At 35.4% G+C, this 22,098-nt stretch carries 22 protein-coding genes; 10 read left to right on the plus strand and 12 right to left on the minus strand.

The window, feature by feature from the left end; all coding sequences use genetic code 11:
• The first annotated feature begins 19 nt into the window (after window positions 1-19).
• Window positions 20-2,506, plus strand: a complete 2,487-nt coding sequence (locus ACFSAH_RS04140; protein WP_379661434.1) for a YfhO family protein — start codon at window positions 20-22, stop codon at window positions 2,504-2,506.
• Between the two features lie 52 nt (window positions 2,507-2,558).
• Here the strand turns inward: ACFSAH_RS04140 and ACFSAH_RS04145 are convergent, their stop codons facing one another.
• Window positions 2,559-3,320 (minus strand): glycosyltransferase family 2 protein, encoded by a 762-nt coding sequence (locus ACFSAH_RS04145; protein ID WP_379661435.1) that lies wholly within the window; start codon window positions 3,318-3,320, stop codon window positions 2,559-2,561.
• Window positions 3,321-3,421: 101 nt separating this feature from the next.
• Between ACFSAH_RS04145 and ACFSAH_RS04150 the strand changes: the two genes are divergently transcribed.
• From ACFSAH_RS04150 to ACFSAH_RS04190, 9 genes are all read left to right on the plus strand, one after another.
• Window positions 3,422-4,297: a 6-hydroxymethylpterin diphosphokinase MptE-like protein gene (locus ACFSAH_RS04150; RefSeq protein ID WP_379661436.1), complete on the plus strand. Its 876-nt coding sequence runs from the start codon at window positions 3,422-3,424 to the stop codon at window positions 4,295-4,297.
• Window positions 4,298-4,401: 104 nt separating this feature from the next.
• Entirely contained in the window at window positions 4,402-4,986 is a 585-nt protein-coding gene (locus tag ACFSAH_RS04155) for a CatB-related O-acetyltransferase (protein WP_379661437.1), read from the plus strand.
• Between the two features lie 2 nt (window positions 4,987-4,988).
• The gene (gene pseB / locus ACFSAH_RS04160; RefSeq protein WP_379661438.1) at window positions 4,989-6,005 is read left to right on the plus strand and encodes a UDP-N-acetylglucosamine 4,6-dehydratase (inverting); all 1,017 of its coding nucleotides are present in this window, start codon (window positions 4,989-4,991) and stop codon (window positions 6,003-6,005) included.
• A 14-nt stretch (window positions 6,006-6,019) separates the two neighbouring features.
• The gene (gene pseC / locus ACFSAH_RS04165; RefSeq protein WP_379661439.1) at window positions 6,020-7,183 is read left to right on the plus strand and encodes a UDP-4-amino-4,6-dideoxy-N-acetyl-beta-L-altrosamine transaminase; all 1,164 of its coding nucleotides are present in this window, start codon (window positions 6,020-6,022) and stop codon (window positions 7,181-7,183) included.
• Between the two features lie 11 nt (window positions 7,184-7,194).
• Window positions 7,195-7,917: a cytidylyltransferase domain-containing protein gene (locus tag ACFSAH_RS04170; RefSeq protein ID WP_379661440.1), complete on the plus strand. Its 723-nt coding sequence runs from the start codon at window positions 7,195-7,197 to the stop codon at window positions 7,915-7,917.
• Window positions 7,918-7,919: 2 nt separating this feature from the next.
• Window positions 7,920-8,897, plus strand: a complete 978-nt coding sequence (gene pseG, locus ACFSAH_RS04175; protein ID WP_379661441.1) for a UDP-2,4-diacetamido-2,4,6-trideoxy-beta-L-altropyranose hydrolase — start codon at window positions 7,920-7,922, stop codon at window positions 8,895-8,897.
• A 1-nt stretch (window position 8,898) separates the two neighbouring features.
• The gene (locus ACFSAH_RS04180) at window positions 8,899-9,792 is read left to right on the plus strand and encodes a methionyl-tRNA formyltransferase (protein ID WP_379661442.1); all 894 of its coding nucleotides are present in this window, start codon (window positions 8,899-8,901) and stop codon (window positions 9,790-9,792) included.
• The gene (gene pseI, locus ACFSAH_RS04185) at window positions 9,789-10,829 is read left to right on the plus strand and encodes a pseudaminic acid synthase (protein WP_379661443.1); all 1,041 of its coding nucleotides are present in this window, start codon (window positions 9,789-9,791) and stop codon (window positions 10,827-10,829) included. The genes ACFSAH_RS04180 and pseI overlap by 4 nt, the downstream gene beginning before the upstream one ends.
• On the plus strand, window positions 10,829-12,328 hold the full coding sequence (locus ACFSAH_RS04190; RefSeq protein ID WP_379661444.1) for a lipopolysaccharide biosynthesis protein: 1,500 nt from the start codon (window positions 10,829-10,831) through the stop codon (window positions 12,326-12,328). Before pseI ends, ACFSAH_RS04190 begins: the two co-directional genes overlap by 1 nt.
• Before the next feature lie 103 nt (window positions 12,329-12,431).
• On the opposite strand, the gene ACFSAH_RS04195 is transcribed toward ACFSAH_RS04190, so the two are convergent.
• The 11 genes from ACFSAH_RS04195 to argC form a co-directional block, all read right to left on the minus strand.
• A complete protein-coding gene (locus ACFSAH_RS04195) occupies window positions 12,432-13,688 on the minus strand; it encodes a pyridoxal phosphate-dependent aminotransferase (RefSeq protein WP_379661445.1) in 1,257 nt (418 codons plus the stop codon).
• Between the two features lie 40 nt (window positions 13,689-13,728).
• Complete coding sequence (gene argH, locus ACFSAH_RS04200; RefSeq protein WP_379661446.1) at window positions 13,729-15,060, minus strand: argininosuccinate lyase; 1,332 nt, start codon at window positions 15,058-15,060, stop codon at window positions 13,729-13,731.
• Window positions 15,061-15,143: 83 nt separating this feature from the next.
• Window positions 15,144-16,208, minus strand: coding sequence for a M20 family metallo-hydrolase (locus tag ACFSAH_RS04205; RefSeq protein WP_379661447.1), 1,065 nt, complete (start codon window positions 16,206-16,208; stop codon window positions 15,144-15,146).
• Between the two features lie 6 nt (window positions 16,209-16,214).
• Entirely contained in the window at window positions 16,215-17,030 is an 816-nt protein-coding gene (gene proC, locus ACFSAH_RS04210; RefSeq protein WP_379661448.1) for a pyrroline-5-carboxylate reductase, read from the minus strand.
• A gap of 36 nt (window positions 17,031-17,066) precedes the next feature.
• On the minus strand, window positions 17,067-17,864 hold the full coding sequence (gene argB / locus ACFSAH_RS04215; RefSeq protein WP_379661449.1) for an acetylglutamate kinase: 798 nt from the start codon (window positions 17,862-17,864) through the stop codon (window positions 17,067-17,069).
• Window position 17,865: 1 nt separating this feature from the next.
• Window positions 17,866-18,813 carry a Rossmann-fold NAD(P)-binding domain-containing protein gene (locus tag ACFSAH_RS04220; RefSeq protein WP_379661450.1) on the minus strand — a complete coding sequence of 316 codons (948 nt, stop codon included), beginning with the start codon at window positions 18,811-18,813 and terminating at the stop codon, window positions 17,866-17,868.
• Window positions 18,814-18,851: 38 nt separating this feature from the next.
• A complete protein-coding gene (locus ACFSAH_RS04225) occupies window positions 18,852-19,190 on the minus strand; it encodes a DUF5615 family PIN-like protein (RefSeq protein ID WP_379661451.1) in 339 nt (112 codons plus the stop codon).
• A complete protein-coding gene (locus ACFSAH_RS04230; protein WP_379661452.1) occupies window positions 19,190-19,411 on the minus strand; it encodes a DUF433 domain-containing protein in 222 nt (73 codons plus the stop codon). The genes ACFSAH_RS04225 and ACFSAH_RS04230 overlap by 1 nt, the downstream gene beginning before the upstream one ends.
• Before the next feature lie 49 nt (window positions 19,412-19,460).
• Entirely contained in the window at window positions 19,461-20,591 is a 1,131-nt protein-coding gene (locus tag ACFSAH_RS04235; protein ID WP_379661453.1) for an aspartate aminotransferase family protein, read from the minus strand.
• A gap of 33 nt (window positions 20,592-20,624) precedes the next feature.
• Entirely contained in the window at window positions 20,625-20,984 is a 360-nt protein-coding gene (locus ACFSAH_RS04240) for a four helix bundle protein (RefSeq protein ID WP_379661454.1), read from the minus strand.
• 57 nt (window positions 20,985-21,041) lie between these two features.
• Window positions 21,042-22,076, minus strand: a complete 1,035-nt coding sequence (gene argC, locus ACFSAH_RS04245) for an N-acetyl-gamma-glutamyl-phosphate reductase (RefSeq protein WP_379661455.1) — start codon at window positions 22,074-22,076, stop codon at window positions 21,042-21,044.
• Window positions 22,077-22,098: the final 22 nt, after the last annotated feature.

Raw genomic sequence — 22,098 nt, forward strand, 5'->3', positions numbered from 1 at the left:
GTTCAACTTTTTAATACAAATGAATAACTGGTTTAAGAAAAATGGCGTTCATTTAGCCATCATCGTTTTTTTTGTAGCACTCTGCTTTGTTTATTTCACTCCAGCTTTCCAGGGAAAGGTATTGGTTCAACATGATGTTTCTCAGGCAGAGGCTATGCAAAGAGAAATCATGGCTTTTAAAGAAAAAGACGGAAAAGCTCCTTTATGGACAAATGCGATGTTTGGTGGCATGCCTTCGTATCAGATCTGGGCAACATACCCAAAAAACATCACCACATACATTTTAAGCGGATTTAGAGCTATGTTTCCTAATCCTGTAGATATGGTAATGCTATATCTTATAGGAAGTTATTTTTTATTTACCGTTCTTTTGGCACCGGTTAAAACCCTCAGTAAACCTACTCGTATTATCTTATCTGTTATAGGTGCACTTGCTTTTGCATTTTCTTCTTATAATTTCATCATTATTGAAGCAGGACATGGTAATAAAGCACTTGCCATAGGTTTTTTCGCCCCTATTTTAGCAGGTTTACTACTTACTTTAAGAGGAAAATACTGGCTGGGAGCCGGAATAAGTGCCCTGTTTATTTCGCTAGCAATAAGAGCCAATCATATTCAGATGACTTATTATTTGTTTATTGCTCTTCTCATATTAATGCTTATTTACCTCATCCATGCCTATAAAACAAAAACCTTTAAAACATATTTAAAATCCACAGGTTTTCTGATTATAGCTGTTATTGTTGCTATAGCTGTAAATTTCAGCATGCTTTGGACAACTTATGAATATGGGCAGTTATCTATTAGAGGAAAGGCTAACCTTACGCAAGAGCCAACAGAAAAAAGCACTGGTCTTGACAAAGAATATGCCTACCAATGGAGTCAAGGCATTGGAGAATGTATTACTTTTCTTATTCCGAATGCTTATGGAGGAGCCTCCAGTCCAACACTTGATGGCAACTCGCATGTAGCAAAAGTATTAAAAGACAAAGGAGTAGATGTACAACAAGCGGAAGGTTTTGCTCAACAAATGCCTACATATTGGGGACCAAAACCATTTACTTCGGGACCATGGTATTTTGGAGCAATTGTTTTCTTCTTATTCATATATGGGCTATTTGTAGTAAAATCGAAATTAAAATGGTGGCTTTTAAGCGCAACCTTATTAAGTATTGTACTTTCTTTCGGAAAATATTTTGACCTGATATCTAATATCTTTTTTGATTATTTCCCTCTATACAATAAATTTAGAGCGGTAGAGTCTATTTTAGTAATTGCCTCATTATGTTTCCCCATATTAGCAATTATGGCTATCGTTGAGTCTTTAAAACCTAAAAACGACCAACAATGGCTTATAAAAAAGCTGAAATTATCCGGTTATATTATAGGTGGAATCCTGGTTGTTCTCTGGCTAATTCCAACACTTTTCTTTAATTTCAGAGCAGAAAATCATCAAGACTTTATTAATCAACTCAACCAATTAGTAGGAGATACTGGTTTTGCAAACAGTATTGCCCAAGCATTAATAGACGACAGAATAGCCTTATTTAAAGCTGATGCATTAAGATCTTTGGCATTTGTAATTATTGCATTTGTTTCCGTTTGGGCTATCATAACCAAAAAACTTAATGTAAATACCACACTTATTGCAATGGGCGTAGTTATTCTAGCCGATATGTGGACTGTGGACAAAAGATATTTAAACAATGAAAAATTCGTATCTAAGTCTGTTCTAAGCCAGCAATGGAAAGCCAGAGAGGTAGATGATTTTATATTAAGAGACAAAGATCCCGATTTTAGAGTATTGGATTTAACTATCCCCACTTTCAGTAGTGCCAATGCTACCTATTTTCATAAAACGATTGGCGGATATCATGCTGCTAAACTGAAAAGGTTGCAGGAATTAATAGAAAAACAATTTTCAGGAAGTATTAATCAAGATGTACTGGATATGTTAAATACGAAATATTTTATTACTTCTGGTCAAGAAGGTCAAAACGTTTCGATGAAAATAAACCAAACCGCTTGTGGGCATGCCTGGTTTGTAGATAACATACAGTTTGTCAAAAACAATGATGAAGAAATGGCTGCTATTAGTTCTTTCGACCCTAAGAAAGAAGCCATTATTAATGATGAATTTAAAACCTCTTTAGATCTGAATAAACTAGGTACAAGCGAGGGTGCTAAGATTGAACTGGTAAGCTACCACCCCGATCATCTTAAATATGAATATAGTACGAGCAAAAAATCGATTGCCGTATTTTCTGAAATATGGTATCCAAAAGGTTGGAAAATGTACGTTGATGGAGAAGAGACGCCATATATAAGGGCTAATTATGTATTAAGGGCAGCAGAATTACCAGGCGGAAACCATACTATTGAATGGAAATTTGAACCAAAATCATATTATTTTGGAGAAAATATTTCGTTAATTGGTTCAGTATTATTATCTTTAATTCTTGCTTTTGCAATTTTTAGACAAAAATCGCAAGAGCAGAAAGCTTAAACCGACCAAAAAAACCTAAGTCCCGGCTCCACAAAAGCTGGGATTGTTGTTTTTAGTCGTTTGTCTTTTGATGTTTCAGCCAATAAAACGCTAAATTCATACCAATTATTATATGGTTGAAAAAATTAGGAATCACTCCATAAAATTTACGAAGTATACGATAGCGTTCTTTTAAACTTTGCCAGTGTTTTTTCTTGGACATTCCACCTACCAAATACTTAGCCACATAAACATTTGCGTTTACAATTTTCTTAGATTTCTTAGCAATATTTAATATCCAATCAATATCGGCACTTAGTTGGTAATGTTCGTTATCATAATAATCCGCTAAAGATCGTTTAGCATAAATTGCCTGATGGCAAATGCTCATACCATATTTAAAACCTTTCCACGTAAAATTATCAGGAGCCTGATGCCTTCTTCTTCCTAAACTCTCAAGCTTATCGTTAATCATCTCGGTTTCCCCATAATAAATATCTGCATCCGGTATTAAAGAAAATAAATCAGAAACAGTATTATCTGCATAAATTTCATCTCCAGAATTCATAAAAAGCAGATAATCTCCACTAGCGATCTTTAATGCCTTATTCATGGCATCGTAAATTCCTTTATCTGGTTCGGATATTATTTTAGCTATCTGGTCTTTATATTTATTGATAATATTAAGGGTATTGTCGTTAGAAGCTCCATCAACAACAATGTACTCAATATGAGGATAAGTTTGTCTTAAAATAGATTTAATGGTACGTTCGATGTTTTTTTCATCGTTATAAACAACTGTTATTACTGAAAGGATTGGCGATTTTTGAGACATCTTTCCCTATTTTAGAAATATAAGCCAAACTTAAAAAATTTACAGGCTTTTATTTGATGCTCCAGACAAGATAAAGCATTTATTTAATAAATTTGCAGAAAATGAAACGGCTAGAACAAGTGTACAATACTATAGACAGTTTTTTAACGAATGTTATAAGCTCCTCTGTTTCTATCGTAAAAATCTTGCTACAATCTGATTTTAGTCACAAAAAAAACCTTCCTAAAGGTGGTAAAGAATGTATCATTTTAGGGAACGGACCTTCTTTGGCAGATTCTTTAGCAGAGTATGCTTCGATTTTGCGTCAATACCAACTAATAGCTGTAAACAGTTTTGCTTTAACGAAAGAGTATGAGCTATTAAAGCCAGATTATTACGTTATGCATGATCCGGGATTATGGATTTCAGAAAATGAATTATCCTCTAAGATTTATAAAGCGATAACAGAAAAAACGAACTGGCCTCTTACATTGCTCTTTCCGGTTCAGGCAAAAAAATCCAACGCTATAAGAGATTTGGAATCGGAGAAAGTCAAAATAATCTTCTACAATTACACTATATTTAAGGGGTTTAAAAATTTAAAACATTATTTTTTTAAAAAAAACCTTGCTATGCCGCAAAGCCAGAATGTTTTGGTCGCCTGTTTATTCTTAGCGCTAAACATGGGAACCCAAACCATTTATATTCTCGGATCCGATCATACCTGGCATGAGAATATTAGTGTAAATGATCAGAATATTTTGTGTGTAAAAGATGTCCATTATTATGATGAAGGTGTCGAAATTAATCTGAGACCCTTTAAGAAAGGATTACATTTAGATGAAACTTTTAAAGTTTCTGAGATATTTGAGGCTTGGACAAAGGTTTTTAAAGGCTACGAAACAATTAACGAATATGCAGAAACACTGAATGCTAAAGTCTATAATGCCAGCAAAATATCTTTTATAGATGCTTTTGAAAGGAGGAGACTTTCTTGATGGAAACATTATTAGTTAACCCTCTTACATTGTGGTTTCGTTGGCTGTATAAAAAACTGATTTATAAGCTAAAAAACAGGAATAAACACCTTAAAATAGAATATATGGTTGAGATTGATAATTGTTCTTTTGGACATTACAATACCATATATAAATATTCAAAAATACGTAACTCAAGCTTTGGAGATTTCACCTATGTCGCTAGAAACAGCCTGATCCAGCATACACACATCGGAAATTTTTGCTGTATAGGCCCTAATGTTAGCTTGGGCTTGGGAGCGCACCCCAGTACAACATTTGTGTCCAGTCATCCGTTATTTTATTCAACGAAAAGGCAAGCTGGAGGTTTATCTATTTTAGACAAAGATCTGTTTGATGAATATTTAGAAACGACGATAGGTCATGATGTATGGATTGGAGCCAATGCAATTATCAAAGCAGGAATCACCATCGGAAATGGCGCTATTATAGCCTCTGGGGCTGTAATAACTAAAGATGTTGCTCCTTATAGCGTTGTCGGTGGGATACCGGCAAAACATTTGAAATATAGATTTTCAGAAGAACAAATTGCCTTTTTAAATCAGTTCAAATGGTGGAAAAAAGACTTATATTGGCTTAAAGAGAATAAGGATTTATTTACGAATATAGAATTACTGATGGATAAATATGCCCATCAGAAACAACAATAATTATGTTAGATCTTAACGATAAATCGATTTTAATTACTGGTGGAACCGGATCATTAGGTAAGCACCTTACAAAAAATATACTAAATAGGTTTCCGAACGTAAAACGATTGGTCATTTATTCCAGAGACGAGCAAAAGCAGTTTGAAATGGCACAAGAATTTCCGAAATCAAAACATGATGGAATTCGCTATTTTATTGGTGATGTTAGGGATTACGATCGTTTAAAAAGAGCTATGCAAGGAATCGATTACGTGATTCATGCCGCAGCCATGAAACACGTTCCTATTGCAGAATATAATCCAGATGAGTGTGTAAAAACAAATATTCATGGGGCTCAAAATGTAATTGATGCTTGTTTAGAAACAGGTGTTAGCAATGTTGTTGCACTTTCTACAGATAAAGCTTGTGCACCAATTAATTTATACGGAGCTACAAAATTAGCTTCTGATAAACTTTTTGTAGCTGCAAATAATATTAGAGGACAACAAAAAATCAAGTTTTCTGTAGTACGTTACGGAAATGTAATGGGTTCTAATGGTTCGGTAATTCCTTTTTTCATGAAAAAGAAAAAAGAAGGTGTACTTCCTATTACAGATGCAAACATGACTCGTTTCAACATCTCTTTACAAGGTGGTGTAGACATGGTTTTACATGCTATGGAAACTGCGTGGGGCGGAGAAATTTTTGTTCCTAAAATTCCATCTTACAAAATTACAGAGGTTGCAAAAGCTGTCGGACCAGATTGTAAGCAGGAAATTATTGGAATTCGCCCAGGTGAAAAAGTTCATGAGGAGATGATTACTTCATCAGATTCATTTACTACCTACGATTTAGGAAAATACTATGTTATTCTTCCTCAACTTCCCAACTTTAATCTACAGGAATATATCGAAACAAATAAAGCAGTTTTAGTAGAACAAGGATTTCAATATAATTCTGGCGAAAATACAGAATGGGTAAATGCGGAAGAATTAAGAGCATTAATAAAAGAACATTTATATCCGGATTTTACTGCTTAATAGAAATAAAAAAGATGAAATCAATTCCTTACGGTCGTCAAACCATAACCGAAGATGATATAAAAGCAGTTGTAGATGTTTTACAATCTGATTTTTTAACACAAGGTCCTCATATTTCAACTTTTGAACAAAAGTTTGCCGAATATGTAGGTTCTAAATATGCCGTTGCGGTTTCTAACGGAACAGCAGCATTACATTTATGTGCTTTAGCACTAGGTGTTGATGAGAAAACAAGAGTAATTACTACTCCAATTACTTTTGCTGCTTCAGCAAATTGTATAAAATACTGTGGTGGTGAAGTTTATTTTGCCGATATAGATCCTAAAACATTCCTTTTAGACATCAATAAAGTAAAAGAACTTATCGAATCTAAGCCTAAGGGATATTTTCATGGCATTATTCCGGTTGATTTTGCAGGAAATGCAGTAAATTTGGAAGAATTCAAAAAATTAGCAGACGAACATAATCTTTGGATTGTTGAAGATGCTTGCCACGCCCCTGGTGGATTTTTCAAGGATAGTCATAATATCGATCAATATTGTGGAAATGGAAATTTTGCCGATTTAAGCATATTTTCTTTTCACCCAGTAAAACATATTGCCACTGGAGAAGGTGGAATGATTACGACTAACAGTAAGGATCTTTTTGATAAACTAACTCTTCTGAGAACCCACGGAATCACAAAAAATGCTACTGAATTTAAAAACAGTCAAGAAACTGTAGCTCAAGGACCTTGGTATTACGAAATGCAAACTTTGGGCTATAATTACAGATTAACAGATTTTCAGGCAGCCTTAGGTGTTTCTCAATTGACTAGAGCTAATGATAATTTAAGCCGAAGAAGAGAATTAGCCAAAAGATACGATGAGGCTTTTAAAAATTCAACTGTAGCCACACCTATTTCTGTAGAAGGAAATGCTTATCACTTATATGTGATTAAAGTAAAAAATAGACTGGCTTTATATGAGCATTTAAGAAGCAATCAAATTTTTGCTCAAGTTCATTACGTTCCTGTTCATTTAATGCCATATTATCAGGAACAAGGTTTTAAAAAAGGAGATTTCCCTTTAGCCGAAGCTTATTATGATGAATGTTTAAGTCTGCCTATGTATCAGAGCTTAACTGAACAAGATCAGCAATTTGTCATTGATACTGTTTTAAGTTTTACCGAACGATAATACTATCCAAATTGAATATAGGCATCATTACCCAAGCAAGAATGACCAGCAGTAGACTTCCGGGAAAAATTCTGAAGGAAGTTAAAGGGAAATCTTTGCTTACTTATCACATAGAACGACTAAAACACAGTGGTTTTCCGGTTATTGTGGCTACCACAACCAATGAAACAGATAATCCGGTTATTGATTTCTGTATTAATAAAGGCATCCCTTACAGCCGAGGTAGTGAAGAAAATGTACTAAGCCGTTTTTATAACGCAGCTGTTGAAAACAATTTAGATATTATTGTTAGGGTAACGTCTGATTGTCCATTGATTGATCCACACCTCATCAGAAACAGTATGGAAAAATATCTGAAATTTAATAATGAAAATCTTTATGTCAGTAACGTTATAGACAGAACTTTTGCCCGGGGATTTGATTTTGAAATTTTCAGTTTCCGCTTATTAGAAGACGCCTATAAAAATGCAACCGAATCCGCTGACTTGGAACATGTAACGCCTTACATCAGAAAAAACATTAAAGGTGATACCGAGTTTTATGATATTAAGCAATCCAAAAATCATAATGATTTAAGGATAACCGTAGATACTGCGGAAGATTTTCAGCTCATTCAAGAGCTAATAGTAACTTTTGACGCCGACCTCTTACCTTATAATGGGATTGAAGAGATTTTACTTCAGCACCCCGAATTGATCGCTATTAACGCTCATATAGAACAAAAGAAAGTTTAGCCGTGAAGAGAAGAATAGTTATACGCTGTGACGGCGGAGCAAATATTGGCATGGGACATTTGGTCCGTTGCTTTGCACTTGCTCAAACGCTCAAACAGCATTTTAAAATACTGTTCATCTGTAAATCTATTCCCAGCTCTTTTATTGACGAACTTGCCAAAACCAAATTCTCTCTATTAGAAATTGTAAAAGAGCAGGATATTTTTCAACAGATCTATCCCGATGATATCATTGTTCTGGATCATTATAATTTAGATTCTGATTTTCAGCTGCGCATTAAAAATAATGGCAATAAACTAGTTTGTATCGACGATTTACATGATAAAATTTTTTATGCAGACTTAATTATCAACCATGCACCAAATGTATCAGAAAAGCTTTATCAAGCACAGCCATATACTAAATTTGCTTTGGGATTACCTTACGCTTTATTGAGACCTGCTTTTTTACAAGAAGCCAATAAAGAGAAATCTCCAAAAAAACAAGGCAGTATTATGATATGCTTTGGCGGCGCTGACCCAAAAAATCTAAGTGCAACTATCTTACAAGCTGTCGCTCAGAGTAGCTTTTTCAATTCGATAGAAGTCATTTTAGGCCCCTCTTATCTTTTTCATGAAAGCCTAAATCAAATTATTACTGGACTGGATACTTCTTCAAAAACAATAAAACTGAGCTTCAACCTTAATGAACAAGAAATGATCAAGGTGATGAGCCGAAATGATTGGGCTATTGTTCCGGCTAGTGGAGTTTTATTTGAAGCACTGGCCTGCGGTTGCGAATCCATTTCCGGATATTACATTGATAATCAACAGGATATCCATGAGGGATTTCATCAAATAAACGCCATTCATAAAGCTGGAGATTTCTCAAATATAAGCCAGCTACTAAAAAATATTGGTAATTTTGAACGGAAAAATAATGGGCAGCTAATCGACGGCCTTTCAGGAGAACGCCTATTAAAATTATTTAAGGAACTATAATATGAAATATGCTTTATTTGTTTCTGGAGGTTTAGGTTATTCTTTACTGAAGTTGATCTATCTCAAAATTGATATCAGCTTCATTGCAACAGATTCAAAGTCAGAAAGTATTGTAAGCTTTGCTCTTCAAAACAATATCCCATTATTTAAAGGGAATCCCCGAAATGGAAAACTAAGTGAATTTTCGAAAAGTTTTGATGCTGATATTGCTTTATCTATCAATTACCTTTTTATTATAGAACAAGACACCATCTCTTTGTTCAAATACGCCATTAACTTTCATGGCAGCTTATTGCCAAAATACCGCGGACGTACACCACATGTTTGGGCTATTATTAATGGCGAAAAAGAAACAGGCGTTACTGCTCATTTGATTGATTCCGGATGTGATACTGGCGATATTGTTTTACAAAGAAAAGTAACAATTAATGTTGAAGATACAGGGCAATCGCTCTTAGAAAAATATGTAGAAATATATCCAGAAATGGTGCAATCCATTATCCATGAAGTAGAACATCAGACTTTAATGCTAAAACATCAAGATCATTCCTTGGCTACATATTTTGATAAACGTACGCCAGAAGATGGGCAAATTGATTGGAACTGGCAAAAAGAACGTATATTTAATTGGGTTAGAGCACAAACATATCCTTACCCGGGAGCATTTACTTTGTTCGGAAAAGAAAAAATTATCATTGATAGAATTAGCTATAACAATTCTGGCTTCGACAACAAGATGCCCAATGGACTCATCCTTAAGAGCGAAAACGAAATTGTTATTGTAAAAACACCTAACGGAGCAATATCTATAGATAGAGCCAGATCAAATCTGGAAATATTAAATCCAGGGGATATACTGGAAAGTCCAAACTTAAAAACCCCATCAAGTATATGAAAATAGGAAATTTCGACCTGAATTCGGGTAAGACTTTCATTATAGCGGAACTTTCTGCAAACCATAATGGAAGTTTAGATACAGCCATAAAAACAATTAGAGCAGCAAAAAGAGCTGGCGCTGATGCAATAAAATTGCAAACATACACTGCAGAGACCATTACCATTGCAAGCGATAAGGAGGATTTTATATTAAAATCAGGTTCTATCTGGGACGGTATTACTTTTCATGAACTTTACCAACAAGCTTACACCCCTTGGGAATGGCATGCAGAACTTTTTAAAGTAGCCGAAGAAGAAAATCTTATTTGCTTCTCTTCTCCTTTTGACCCTACTGCAGTTGAATTTTTGGAAAAACTAGATGTACCTGCATACAAAATTGCTTCTTTTGAAATTACAGATATTCCTTTGATAGAGTTGGTAGCCTCAAAAGGAAAACCCGTAATTCTTTCTACAGGTATTGCTACAGAAGCCGATATTCGCCTAGCTTTAGATGCCTGTTATCGCATGGGCAATAAAGAAGTTGCTTTGTTAAAGTGTACTTCCTCATACCCTGCTCCAATAGAAGAGGCAAATATGCTAATGGTAAAAGATTTTATTGACCGATTTGGAGTCATATCAGGACTATCTGACCATACAATGGGTAGTACTGTTCCGGTTGTAGCTGTGTGTTTTGGCGCAAAGATTATTGAAAAACATTTCATCACAGACCGTTCTATTGGAGGTCCAGACTCCTCATTTTCTATGAATGAACAAGAGTTTACCGATATGGTAAAGGCGGTACGAGAAGCAGAGAAAGCGATTGGAAAAACAGATTATACACTAACAGAGAAACAGAAAGCAGGACGAGATTTTAGCAGATCATTATATATTGTTGAAGATCTTAAGTCTGGAGAAATTCTTACATCCAAAAATGTAAGATCGATAAGACCAGGATTCGGAATGCATCCTAAATATTATAAAGAAGTTTTGGGTAAAACAGTAAAACAAGATTTAAAGAAAGGCACTAGATTAGCTTGGGAGGACATAAACGCGTAATGGGTAAAATCGGAGCACAAACCATAAAAGGCACCATTTATTCTTATTTAGGAGTAATTGTTGGCTTTTTTAGTGTTACCCTTTTACGCTCGCATGGGCTATCTACCGAACAAAATGGCGTACTGGAATTAATTACATCTTACGCTATGATTTTGGTTCAGTTGGGATCTTTGGGGATTTTCATGGCCAGCTCCAGATGCTTTCCTTACTTTAGAAATGTAGATAAAAATCATCATGGTTTTCTCTTTCTGCTTTCTTCCATTCCAATAGTAGGGACGTTATTCTTTTGTATACTGTATCTAATCATACAATCCATCAGCCCCGAAAACAACTATACATCATTCTTAAATGAATACGCAATTCCTATATTAATATTAACTGTTGCAAATCTGATCTTCAATATTTTTGATACTTACAACAGAAACGCTTTTTTTGATGCCGTAACCGGCGCAACTTTAAAAGAGTTTGTATTAAAAGTTACAACAGCAATAGCTATGGGCTTAATGTTGTTCTTTTCTATGCCTTTCTCTTTATTTCTGACAATATGGTTAATTGCCAATACCATTCCCTCAATTATTATATTTTATAAATTAAAGAAAGAAAAAAAACTGAATTTCTCTCCAAATCTGGATTTCTTGGATAAAGAGAAAATACAAATGTTAAGCAGTGTAAGCCTATTTGCCGTTATTACCGGATTTACAACCATGATTATTCAATACATAGATAAGATCATGATAGATGGTATGATTAACACTTCTTTGACCGGTATTTACGGAATAACTGCAATATTTGGGACGGTAGTTATTATGCCATCAAGAGTTATGTACCGTATAGGCAGTATAATCGTAGCAGAAAAATGGAAGTCGAACGATTTAGCAGGTATTGCGTCGGTATATAAAAAAAGTTGTATCAATCAGTTACTTATTGGTTTATTAATCTTTATTGGGATATGGGCCAATATTGACAATGTATTTGAAATGTTGCCGAAAAACGAAGGATACGAGGCTGGTAAGTATGTTATTTTCTTTATTAGTTTAGGAGGTTTAATAGAAATGTCGACAGGTTTAAATGGCGTTATATTGGCTACATCCAAATATTACAAATATGACACATATTTTTTCCTTGCTCTTATTCTATTAACTATTGGCGCAAACATTCTTTTTATACCTATATACGGTATTACTGGCGCAGCTATCGCTAGTGCCTTAACAACTTTCTTATTTAACCTATTCCGCTATTTATTCATTTGGAAAAAGTTTAAAATACAACCCTTATCCTGGAATAACCTATTTATTCTTTTTATTGGTGTAACTATCCTGTTTGTAATCGGATTAATGCCCTCCTTAAAATGGTTTATATTTGATATTATCGTAAGATCGGGATTAATCTCTATTATCTATATTGGATTGGTTTATTGGTTTAAACTTTCTCCTGAAATGAATAGTGTTATTCATTCTTCGTTAAACAAAATTCAAGATTTCTTAAACAGACGAACCTAAGTCCGCATAGACTCCAAAAATAAAACCACATACGGACATAGATTATGACATAAACTATGTCCGTATGTGGTTTAAAGATATCTGACGCTAAAGCGATTAATTCTTATTTCAACTTGGCCAAAGCAGCTTTCAAAGCAGGTAATTTTGATACTATTTCTTCCTTAGAACAAGCACCGACAGAAGCTCTAAACCAGCACATATCATCTGTACCAAAAGAAGAGAAAGGAACCAAAGCTACATTAGCCTCTCTGATTAAGTAGAAGTTCAAATCTGTAGATTTTTGAAGCAACTGACCATCTGGGGTAGTTTTCCCTAAATAGTCAATTTTAAGACTTAGGTATAAAGCGCCCATAGGTTCAATGGCATCTACGGCAAAACCTTCATTCTTTAAAGCGATTATACCCTCGTAAAGCGAATCTAAACTTGACTTTATCTTCGCTTTAAAAGAAGCTAAAAATGTATCTACTGCTTCTGTTTGATCCAGATATTTAGCCATAGCAACCTGTTCTGCTTTTGGTGCCCAGGCTCCCATATGTCCAACGATAGCTTTCATTTTATCCATTACTTCGGCAGGACCAAATCCCCAACCTACACGTACTCCCGTTGCTGCAAAACACTTAGAGCTGCCGTCAATAAAAATGGTATAATCTTTCATTTCCGGCATTAATGAAACAGGGTTTACATGTTCATGATCTCCGTAAGTCAAATGAGCATACATCTGATCATACATCAAATAAAGAGGCTTTTCTCCTTCTTTACGAGATTTATTTTCATCTACTATTAATTGACAAATTTCTTTTAGTGCAGGTTCGCTAAACATAGTTCCCGTAGGGTTCAAAGGAGAACAAACGGCAATTAACGTTGCTCCTTTTACATGTGGAGCTAAATCTGCTGCAGTAGGTAAAAAATTATTTTCTGCACTAACGGGCAAAGCTACAGCTTCGGCAGAAAGTAAATGCGCATAATGATTATTGTTCCAGGATGGGGTTGGAAAAATAACTTTATCGCCCGGATCTACCACAGACAAAAAGGTACTATAAATCAAAGGCCTCGAACCTCCTGAAATTAAAATCTCATTTTTTGCAGCGTACTCCAAGCCCATTCTATCTTTTAGAAAACGGGAAACACTTTCTCTTAGTGCCATTACGCCATCTGCCGGAGGGTAATTGGTTTGATTTTCTGCATAAGCATCAACAATATTTTGCTTTAACTCTTGAGGAATTGGATAAACATTAGAATCAAAATCACCAATAGTTAAATTGGCAACCTGAATTCCTCTGCTTTTCATCTCATTGACTTCACCAGCAATTTTTATAATTTCTGAACCAATTAAGGTTGATGCTAATACGGATACTTTCATTCTAATTCTTTATTTTTCTGAACCACAAACGGCCCAATTTCTATTTTACCAATCTATCAATAGCCGCCGCAATTTTATCAAAATTAAATTGAGTTTGCAGTCCGTCCATCATAGATTTTACTTCCTTCAAATTCAGGTTACCAATACTTCCTTCGTGTGTATGATTCACCTTTCTATCTGTTTCAAACTGACCGGCCTCAATATCCAATCCTACTTTTTTATAAGCTTCGCGGAAAGGCAGTCCTTCTAAAACCAAATTATTCACCACTTCTACGCTAAACAAGTAAGTGTATTTTTCATCATCTAAGATGTTTTCTTTGATCTTGATATTTTTCAACATCAGTTTCGCCATATCCAAACAACTCATTAAACTTTGGAAAGCAGGGAAAATATTTTCCTTTAACAACTGCATATCTCTATGATAGCCCGACGGCAAATTGGTTGTCAGCATAGAAATCGTATTTGGCAAAGCTTGTAACTGATTGCTTCTTCCTCTGATCAGCTCCCAAACATCCGGGTTTTTCTTATGTGGCATAATACTAGAACCAGTAGTCAACTCATCAGGAAAACTAACAAAACCAAAATTTTGATTCATGAATAAACAAGCATCCATCGCCATTCTATTGAGCGTTGCCGCGATAGAAGACATTGCCTGCGCCAAAATTCTTTCTGTTTTACCACGTCCCATTTGCGCATAAACCACGTTATAGTTTAAACATTCGAAACCTAATAAATCTGTAGTCATTTGACGGTTTAATGGAAACGATGAGCCGTAACCTGCTGCAGAACCCAAAGGATTCTTATTAGTCACTTTAAATGCGCCTAACATCATTTCCAAGTCATCAATAAGACTTTCTGCATAAGCGCCAAACCATAAGCCAAATGACGAAGGCATAGCAATTTGCAAATGCGTATATCCTGGTAGTAACTTGTCTTTATGTGTTTCTGACAGTTCTATCAGAAGATCAAAAAGCTCTCTGGAAGATTTGACCAATTCTTCGATCTGATGTCTAAAAAACAGCTTTAAATCCACTAAAACCTGATCGTTTCTAGAACGTCCACTATGTATTTTCTTTCCTGCATCTCCAACACGCTGCGTTAATAATAGCTCAACCTGAGAGTGTACATCTTCTACTCCTTCTTCTATAACGAATTTTCCATCGGCAATTTCCTGATAGATATTTTTCAGTTCCTTTTGAACCAAAGCTAAATCTGCATCTTCTAAAAGTCCAATGCTATTTAACATTTTGGTATGCGCCAATGATCCTAAAACATCAAAAGCAGCCAAAAACAGATCCATTTCTCTGTCCTGACCAACCGTGAATACTTCTACCTGATTATTTACTGATGTGTTTTTTTGCCACAACTTCATTTTCTAATTATTAATTTTTAATGTTAAATTTTTAATTACATACCAATCGGTATCATTAAAAATCAAGAATTAATCATTCAACACTAATTAATTCCTTCCAATAATTTGATATACATCTCAATTCCCTCTCTGATTTCATCAACATAGATAAATTCATCTGCTGTATGTGATCTGGCGGAATCTCCAGGTCCACATTTTAAAGATGGAATATTTAATAATGACTGATCTGATGTGGTGGGCGAACCATAAGTATTTCTGCCTAAAGAAATTCCGTATTTCACTATAGGATGGTCCATCGGGATTGATGATGGCTTTAATCGGATAGATCTTGGAACCACCTCGCATTCCACATGTTGATTAATAACCTCCAACACCTCTTCATTTGTATAGCAATCCGTTACACGTACATCGACTACAAAAGAGCACAAATCCGGCACTACATTATGTTGATGGGTTCCTGTACTGATTACTGTTACCGACATTTTTATCGGACCTAAAGTAGGAGAAACCTTTTCGAACTGATAATCTTTAAACCAATGTATATCGTTTAATGCCTTATAAATCGCATTATCACCTTCGTCTCTTGCGGCATGACCTGCTTTTCCTTTGGCATGACAATCCAGTACCATTAAGCCTTTTTCGGCAACCGCTAAATGCATTTGGGTTGGCTCACCTACGATAGCAAAATTGCATTCTCCTAAATCGGGAATGATAGATTCTAACCCACCTTTTCCCGAGTTTTCCTCTTCTGCAGTGGCAGCCAATACAAAATTATATTTCAGATCCTGTCTATCGTAAAAATGTCTGAAAGTCGCAATTAAAGAAACCAGACATCCGCCTGCGTCATTGCTACCCAATCCAAATAACTTTCCGTCTGAAACTTCTGGACTAAATGGATCTTTTGTATATCCCTTATTCGGTTTTACGGTATCGTGATGAGAATTCAATAAAATAGTTGGTTTTTGAGAATCAAAATATTTATTAAACACCCATAAATTATTTCCTTTTCGGTGAGGAGTAATTCCTCTTTCGATTAAAAAAGCCTGAATCAAATCAGCCGTTTTATCTTCTTCTTTGCTAAAGGAAGGTATTGCAATCATCTGTTTCAACAGCTGAAATGCATCTTCGAACAAATTATCTACAGACATTTCTAATTATTTTTCTTGATTTAATAAATTACCTGCTTTCTGTCCTGCCAAAGTAATTCCTTTAATTAATGCCGAACTAAAGCCATTATGCTCCATTTCGTTAAGCCCTGCAATAGTGCAGCCTTTGGGTGAAGTTACTTTATCGATCTGCACTTCTGGATGCGATTCTAACTGAATTAATAAATCTGCCGCTCCTTTTACAGTTTGCGAAGCCATTTCTAATGCCTCATGCGCATGGAACCCCATCTGCACTCCTGCCTCTGTCGCTGCTCTTATTGTTCTTAAAAAGAAAGCAATTCCGCTGGAACAAAGAGCGGTTGCTGCAGGCATTAAATCTTCTTTAATCACCATAGCAACACCAACTGTGCTAAATATATTTTTAACCAACTCTATATTTTCCTCACTCGCTTGGTCTCCTGCAATACAAGTCATAGATTGATTTATCGCTATCGCTGTATTTGGCATTACGCGAATCACTTCTATATTTTTATTGAGCCTTTTTTTGATATCAGCAGAACTTACACCGCTTATAATAGAAATTATCAAGTGTCGGGACTCGTCTATTTCCGATTTGATCTGATCTAAAACCTCATTCAGTTGCTGAGGTAATATGCCTAAGATAATAATATCTGCCTCTTTAGTTGCTGCAATATTATCGTTACGAACTTTAAATCCTTGCGCTTTGTAGCTTTCTAAAGCTGCTAAATTTCTTCTGGTTAAAGTAATAGAAGAAGCTTCATACATTCCTGATTTAGATAAACCAAGGGCAATGTAGGCTCCCATATTTCCTGTTCCTAAAATGGCTATTGAGTTTTTTGACATGCTCTAAATGTTGCTTATATTAACTTTTCTCCACGTTTAGTTAAGTGATAAACAGGTTCCAAAATTATCACCTTGATGAATATCTGATAATTTTGCGGCATTTCCTATATATACTTCTTTAACTCCTTTCGAAATTGCATCAAAAGCATTTTGAAGCTTCGGCAACATCCCATCAGCAATAATCCCTTCTTTAGTTAGCTCTTCAAAAAAGCTAGGATTTATATTTTGGATGACTGAATTATCATTATTAACATCTTTTAATACTCCGTTTTTTTCGAAACAATAAATCAGTTTAGTTTCATATATAGAGGAAAGACCCACAGCCAATGCCGATGCTATAGTATCTGCATTAGTATTTAGCAATTGACCATGCCCATTATGCGTTAAAGCTGAAAAAACCGGAATCAACCCGCTTTCGATGAGCTTACTCAAAATTTCCTGATTTACAGAATCTTCTTTTAAATCACCAACGAATCCAAAATCCACTTCTTTAACCGGGCGTTTTACCGCTTTAATAGCATTAGCATCGGCTCCTGTCATCCCAATAGCATTAACTCCATTAGCCTGTAATCTGGCAACAATATTTTTATTTACCAAACCTCCATAAACCATGGTTACTACATTCAGCATTTCTCCATCTGTTATCCGTCTTCCGTTTACCATTTGGGTTTCTATGCCTAATTGAGCAGCCATTTGTGTGGCTATTTTCCCTCCGCCATGTATGAGTATCTTTCCTCCCTCCAACTGCGCAAAATCATGAAGAAACAATGCTAATTGATTAGGATTGTCTATTACATTACCTCCTATTTTTATCACCCATAGTGCTTTTTTCATCCTACAAGCCCTCCAACATTTGTTTTAAAACAGCCTGAGCTGCCCAAACTCTGTTATTTGCCTGATTAAGGACCAAAGAGTTCGATCCGTCCAAAATTTCATGAGAAAGTTCTAAGCCCCTTCTTACCGGCAAACAATGCATTACACCTGCATTATTGGTCAATTTCAATTTTTCGTCCGTTAACATCCAGCCATCACCATCAGTCAATATTTTTCCGTAATCATTATAAGAAGACCAGTTTTTCACGTAAACAAAATCAGCCCCAGCTAAAGCTTCGTCCTGATTATTAGTTACAATGGCATTTCCTACAAATTCTGGTGCCAGATCATATCCTTCAGGATGGGTAATCACAAAATCGTAATCGGCTTTATTCATCCATTCTGCAAATGAGTTAGCTACAGCTTGCGGCAATGGTTTTACGTGAGGTGCCCAAGTTAAAACTACTCTTGGCTTTGTAGTTTGTTTTAATTCTTCTATGGTGATTAAATCTGCTAAACTTTGCAACGGGTGTCTGGTTGCTGATTCTAAACTTACAATTGGGCAACCCGCAAACTGAACAAATTTGTTAAAAATCAGTTCCGAATAATCTTCTTCTCTGTCTTTTAATCCCGGAAAAGAACGGATGCCTATGATATCACAATATTCGCCCATTACACCTGCTGCTTCGCGGATATGCTCTACGGTTGTGCCGTTCATAATCACGCCATCTCTGGTTTCCAAAGCCCAACCTTCCTTATCCATATTCATCACCATCACTTGCATTCCCAAATTCATGGCTGCTTTTTGCGTACTTAAACGCGTCCTTAAACTTGGGTTTAAGAAAATTAAACCTATTGTTTTATGTTTTCCTAGATTTTCGAATGCAAATGGAGATGCCTTAAGCTGGATAGCTTCTGATACCAGTTGATTTACATCATTAACATCGTGTACAGAAGAGAATAGTTTCATTTTTTTAGTATTAGAGATTTTGAGCCTCAAAAGCTCTCTTAATATTTATCTATTTTAAGACATGCCAGATCTATATTATCCAAGAACTCTTTTATTAAAATCGATTCCTTATTAAAAAAAACGGCAATATTATTTGTAGTCATATTGCCGAACCTTAACCAGATAATTTTAGGAGGATGTCCCTTTAAATTTGTAATTTCATAAAAATCCGCGTCAAAGGTTACAATAGTATAACCATTAGACTTGGCATATTCCCAAATTTGCATATCCGAAAAGTTTTCAAGTTCAAGCTCTCTTACTTGTCTTGCTTTGGGATATAGTTCTGAAATTCTACGAATGACCCTAAAAGATATGTTTTGATCGAAAAGCAGCTTCACTAGGCTACGCGTATTTTGTGTTCACGATTTGCTGCATAAGCCAAACATGCCTGTATATGAGTCTGCGATAGTTCTGGAAAATCTTCTATAATTTCTTCCGTGGTCATCCCGTTTGCTAACCAGTTCAACACATCATATACTGAAATCCGGGTTCCATAAATACAGGGTTTTCCAAACCTTTTTTGCGAATCTATAACTATGTAATCTTTATAATTTATCATGACCTGTAATTATAAAATAAGCTTTTACACAAATATAAGGATTCTATGCTTAATCAATTACTTTCTTCAATGCTGTTAAGAACCTGTCGGCATGTTCTTTTGTTAAATTAAGCGCTGGCAATAGTCTAATTACATTCGGTTTTGCTTCGCCGGTAAAAATATGCTCATCAAAAAGCAATTGCTTTTTTGCCTGACTTAATTCTTCCGGTAATTCAATTCCAATCATCAAACCTAAACCACGAACTTCTTTAATTTTGTCAATCTTCTTTAACTCAGAAATCAGGTAATTCCCTATTTCTTCTGCATTTTTTATCAATTGATCTTTTTCAATAACTTCCAAAACTGCCAGAGCCGCTGCACAAGCTAAATGATTTCCTCCAAAAGTTGTTCCCAGCATACCATGCCAAGGCTTTAATTTAGGAGAGATAATGATTCCTCCGATAGGAAAACCATTTCCCATTCCTTTTGCCATGGTATAGATATCCGCATCTATTCCTGCATAATCATGAGAGAAGAATTTACCACTTCTTCCGTAACCACATTGTACAGCGTCGGCAATGTAATATGCTCCATACTCATCACATAATGAACGAATAGCTTTCAAAAACTCAACATCAGCAACTCTTATTCCTCCTACTCCTTGAATCCCTTCAATCACAACCGAAGAAATTTCATTTCCAAAATCAGCGAACGCTTGCTTTAAAGCCGCGATATCATTATGAGGTAAGAAAACTACATTATCTGTTTCGTTAACTGGCGCTACAATTTTTGGATTGTCCGTCGCAGAAACAGCTAAAGAAGTTCTTCCGTGAAATGCTTTAGAAAAAGCGATAATTTTCTTTCTTCCGTTAGCAAATGAAGCCAATTTAAAAGCATTTTCATTCGCCTCTGCCCCAGAGTTACACAAGAAAAGCTGATAATCTTCTTTTCCAGAAACCTGTCCTAATTTCTCTGCCAATTGCTCTTGCAAAGGAATTCTAATCGAGTTTGAATAAAAACCTATTTTATTCAATTGCTCTGTGACCCTCGATACATAATGAGGATGTGTATGTCCGATAGATATTACAGCGTGACCACCGTATAAATCTAAATATTCCTGACCATTATTGTCCCAAACAAGGCTTCCCTGACCTTTTACGATTTCAATATCATTTATTGGGTAAACGTCGAATAACTTCATAATTTTCTTAGCGAAAAGCTAAAGGCTTAATGCTTAAAGCTTCCTTATTGATTTTATAAGATTAATTAGTTTAGATTTGATAGTGTTAATCTTTTGATTTGCCTCATTGAATGTTTCTGAAGAAATATATTCTAAATCCTTAAGTAACAATAAGCAATATTCTACTTCCTGCGCAGAACCTAAAGCATTATCTAAAAAACTAGCAAAATCCTTATCTGTATTTCTTCCAGCCCCTTCCACTATATTCATGGGCACAGAGTAAGCTGCTCTTTTTATTTGACTGGACAAATCATATTTTTCTGATGAAGGCATTGTAGGTAATATGACTTTGTATATAAAAAGGACATTTTCATGTGCTAATTGCCAAACGTCATATTTCTTAAAATCTCTCATAAAATATATTTATTCCACTCAGTATCTAGCTTTCAGCCTTAAGCTTTACACTTTTAGCTAAAAACACGAGGCTTTCAACCTCAATCCTTCTTTCTCGTCAAAACCAAACATCAGGTTCATATTTTGAACTGCCTGACCAGAAGCTCCTTTCAACAAATTATCTGTAATGGACAACACCATCAACTTATTGCCATGTTTTTCCAAATGCAGAAGACATTTGTTTGTATTTACAACTTGCTTTAAATCTATATTAGACTTACTTATATGTGTAAATGGAGCATCTGCATAAAAATCTTCGTAGATTTTTTCTGCTTGTTCCAATGTCAAATCTGTTTCTAAATAAACAGAGGCCATAATGCCTCGGGCAAAATCTCCCCGGTAAGGAATAAAATTGACGGCTTTATCGAAATCCGGTTGTAACTGATGTAAGCTCTCTCCTATTTCATTCAAATGCTGGTGTTCAAAAGCTTTATAAACCGAAAGATTGTTGTTTCTCCAACTGAAATGGCTCGTTGCTGTCGGCTTTTGTCCCGCTCCTGTTGATCCTGTTGTCGCAGCAATGTGCACTTCATTATTCAGTTTCCCAGCTTTTGCCAAAGGCAATAATGCCAATTGTATACAAGTAGCAAAACAACCCGGATTAGCGATATTATGAGCCTTCTTTATTGATTCTTTGTTCAGCTCCGGCAAACCGTACACAAAGGCCGAAGGCTTAACACTTAAAGCTGAAGGCTGATTTTCCTGTCCATTGCTTTCCGCTTTTGGCTTTTGGCTTTTAGCCTTTAAACGAAAGTCCTGAGATAAATCAATAATCTTTATGGCATCATTTATCGGATTAGCTTCCAGGAATTTTCTAGCATCACCATGACCAACGCAAAGGAACAAGACATCTATATCCTGCGAAATCGCATCGGTGAATCTTAAATCTGTATCCCCAAATAAATCAGTATGAACGTCTGAAATTAAATTTCCGGCATTACTGTTACTATGTACAAAAGCAATTTCTACTTTCGCATGGTTTACCAATATTCTTAAAAGTTCACCCCCGGTATATCCGGCACCTCCAATAATTCCAGCTTTAATTTTTTCCATTTTTTTAGTTTGTTCGTTGATA

Origin of the sequence: Pseudopedobacter beijingensis, assembly GCF_042678145.1 — a bacterium.
GTDB lineage: Bacteria > Bacteroidota > Bacteroidia > Sphingobacteriales > Sphingobacteriaceae > Pseudopedobacter > Pseudopedobacter beijingensis.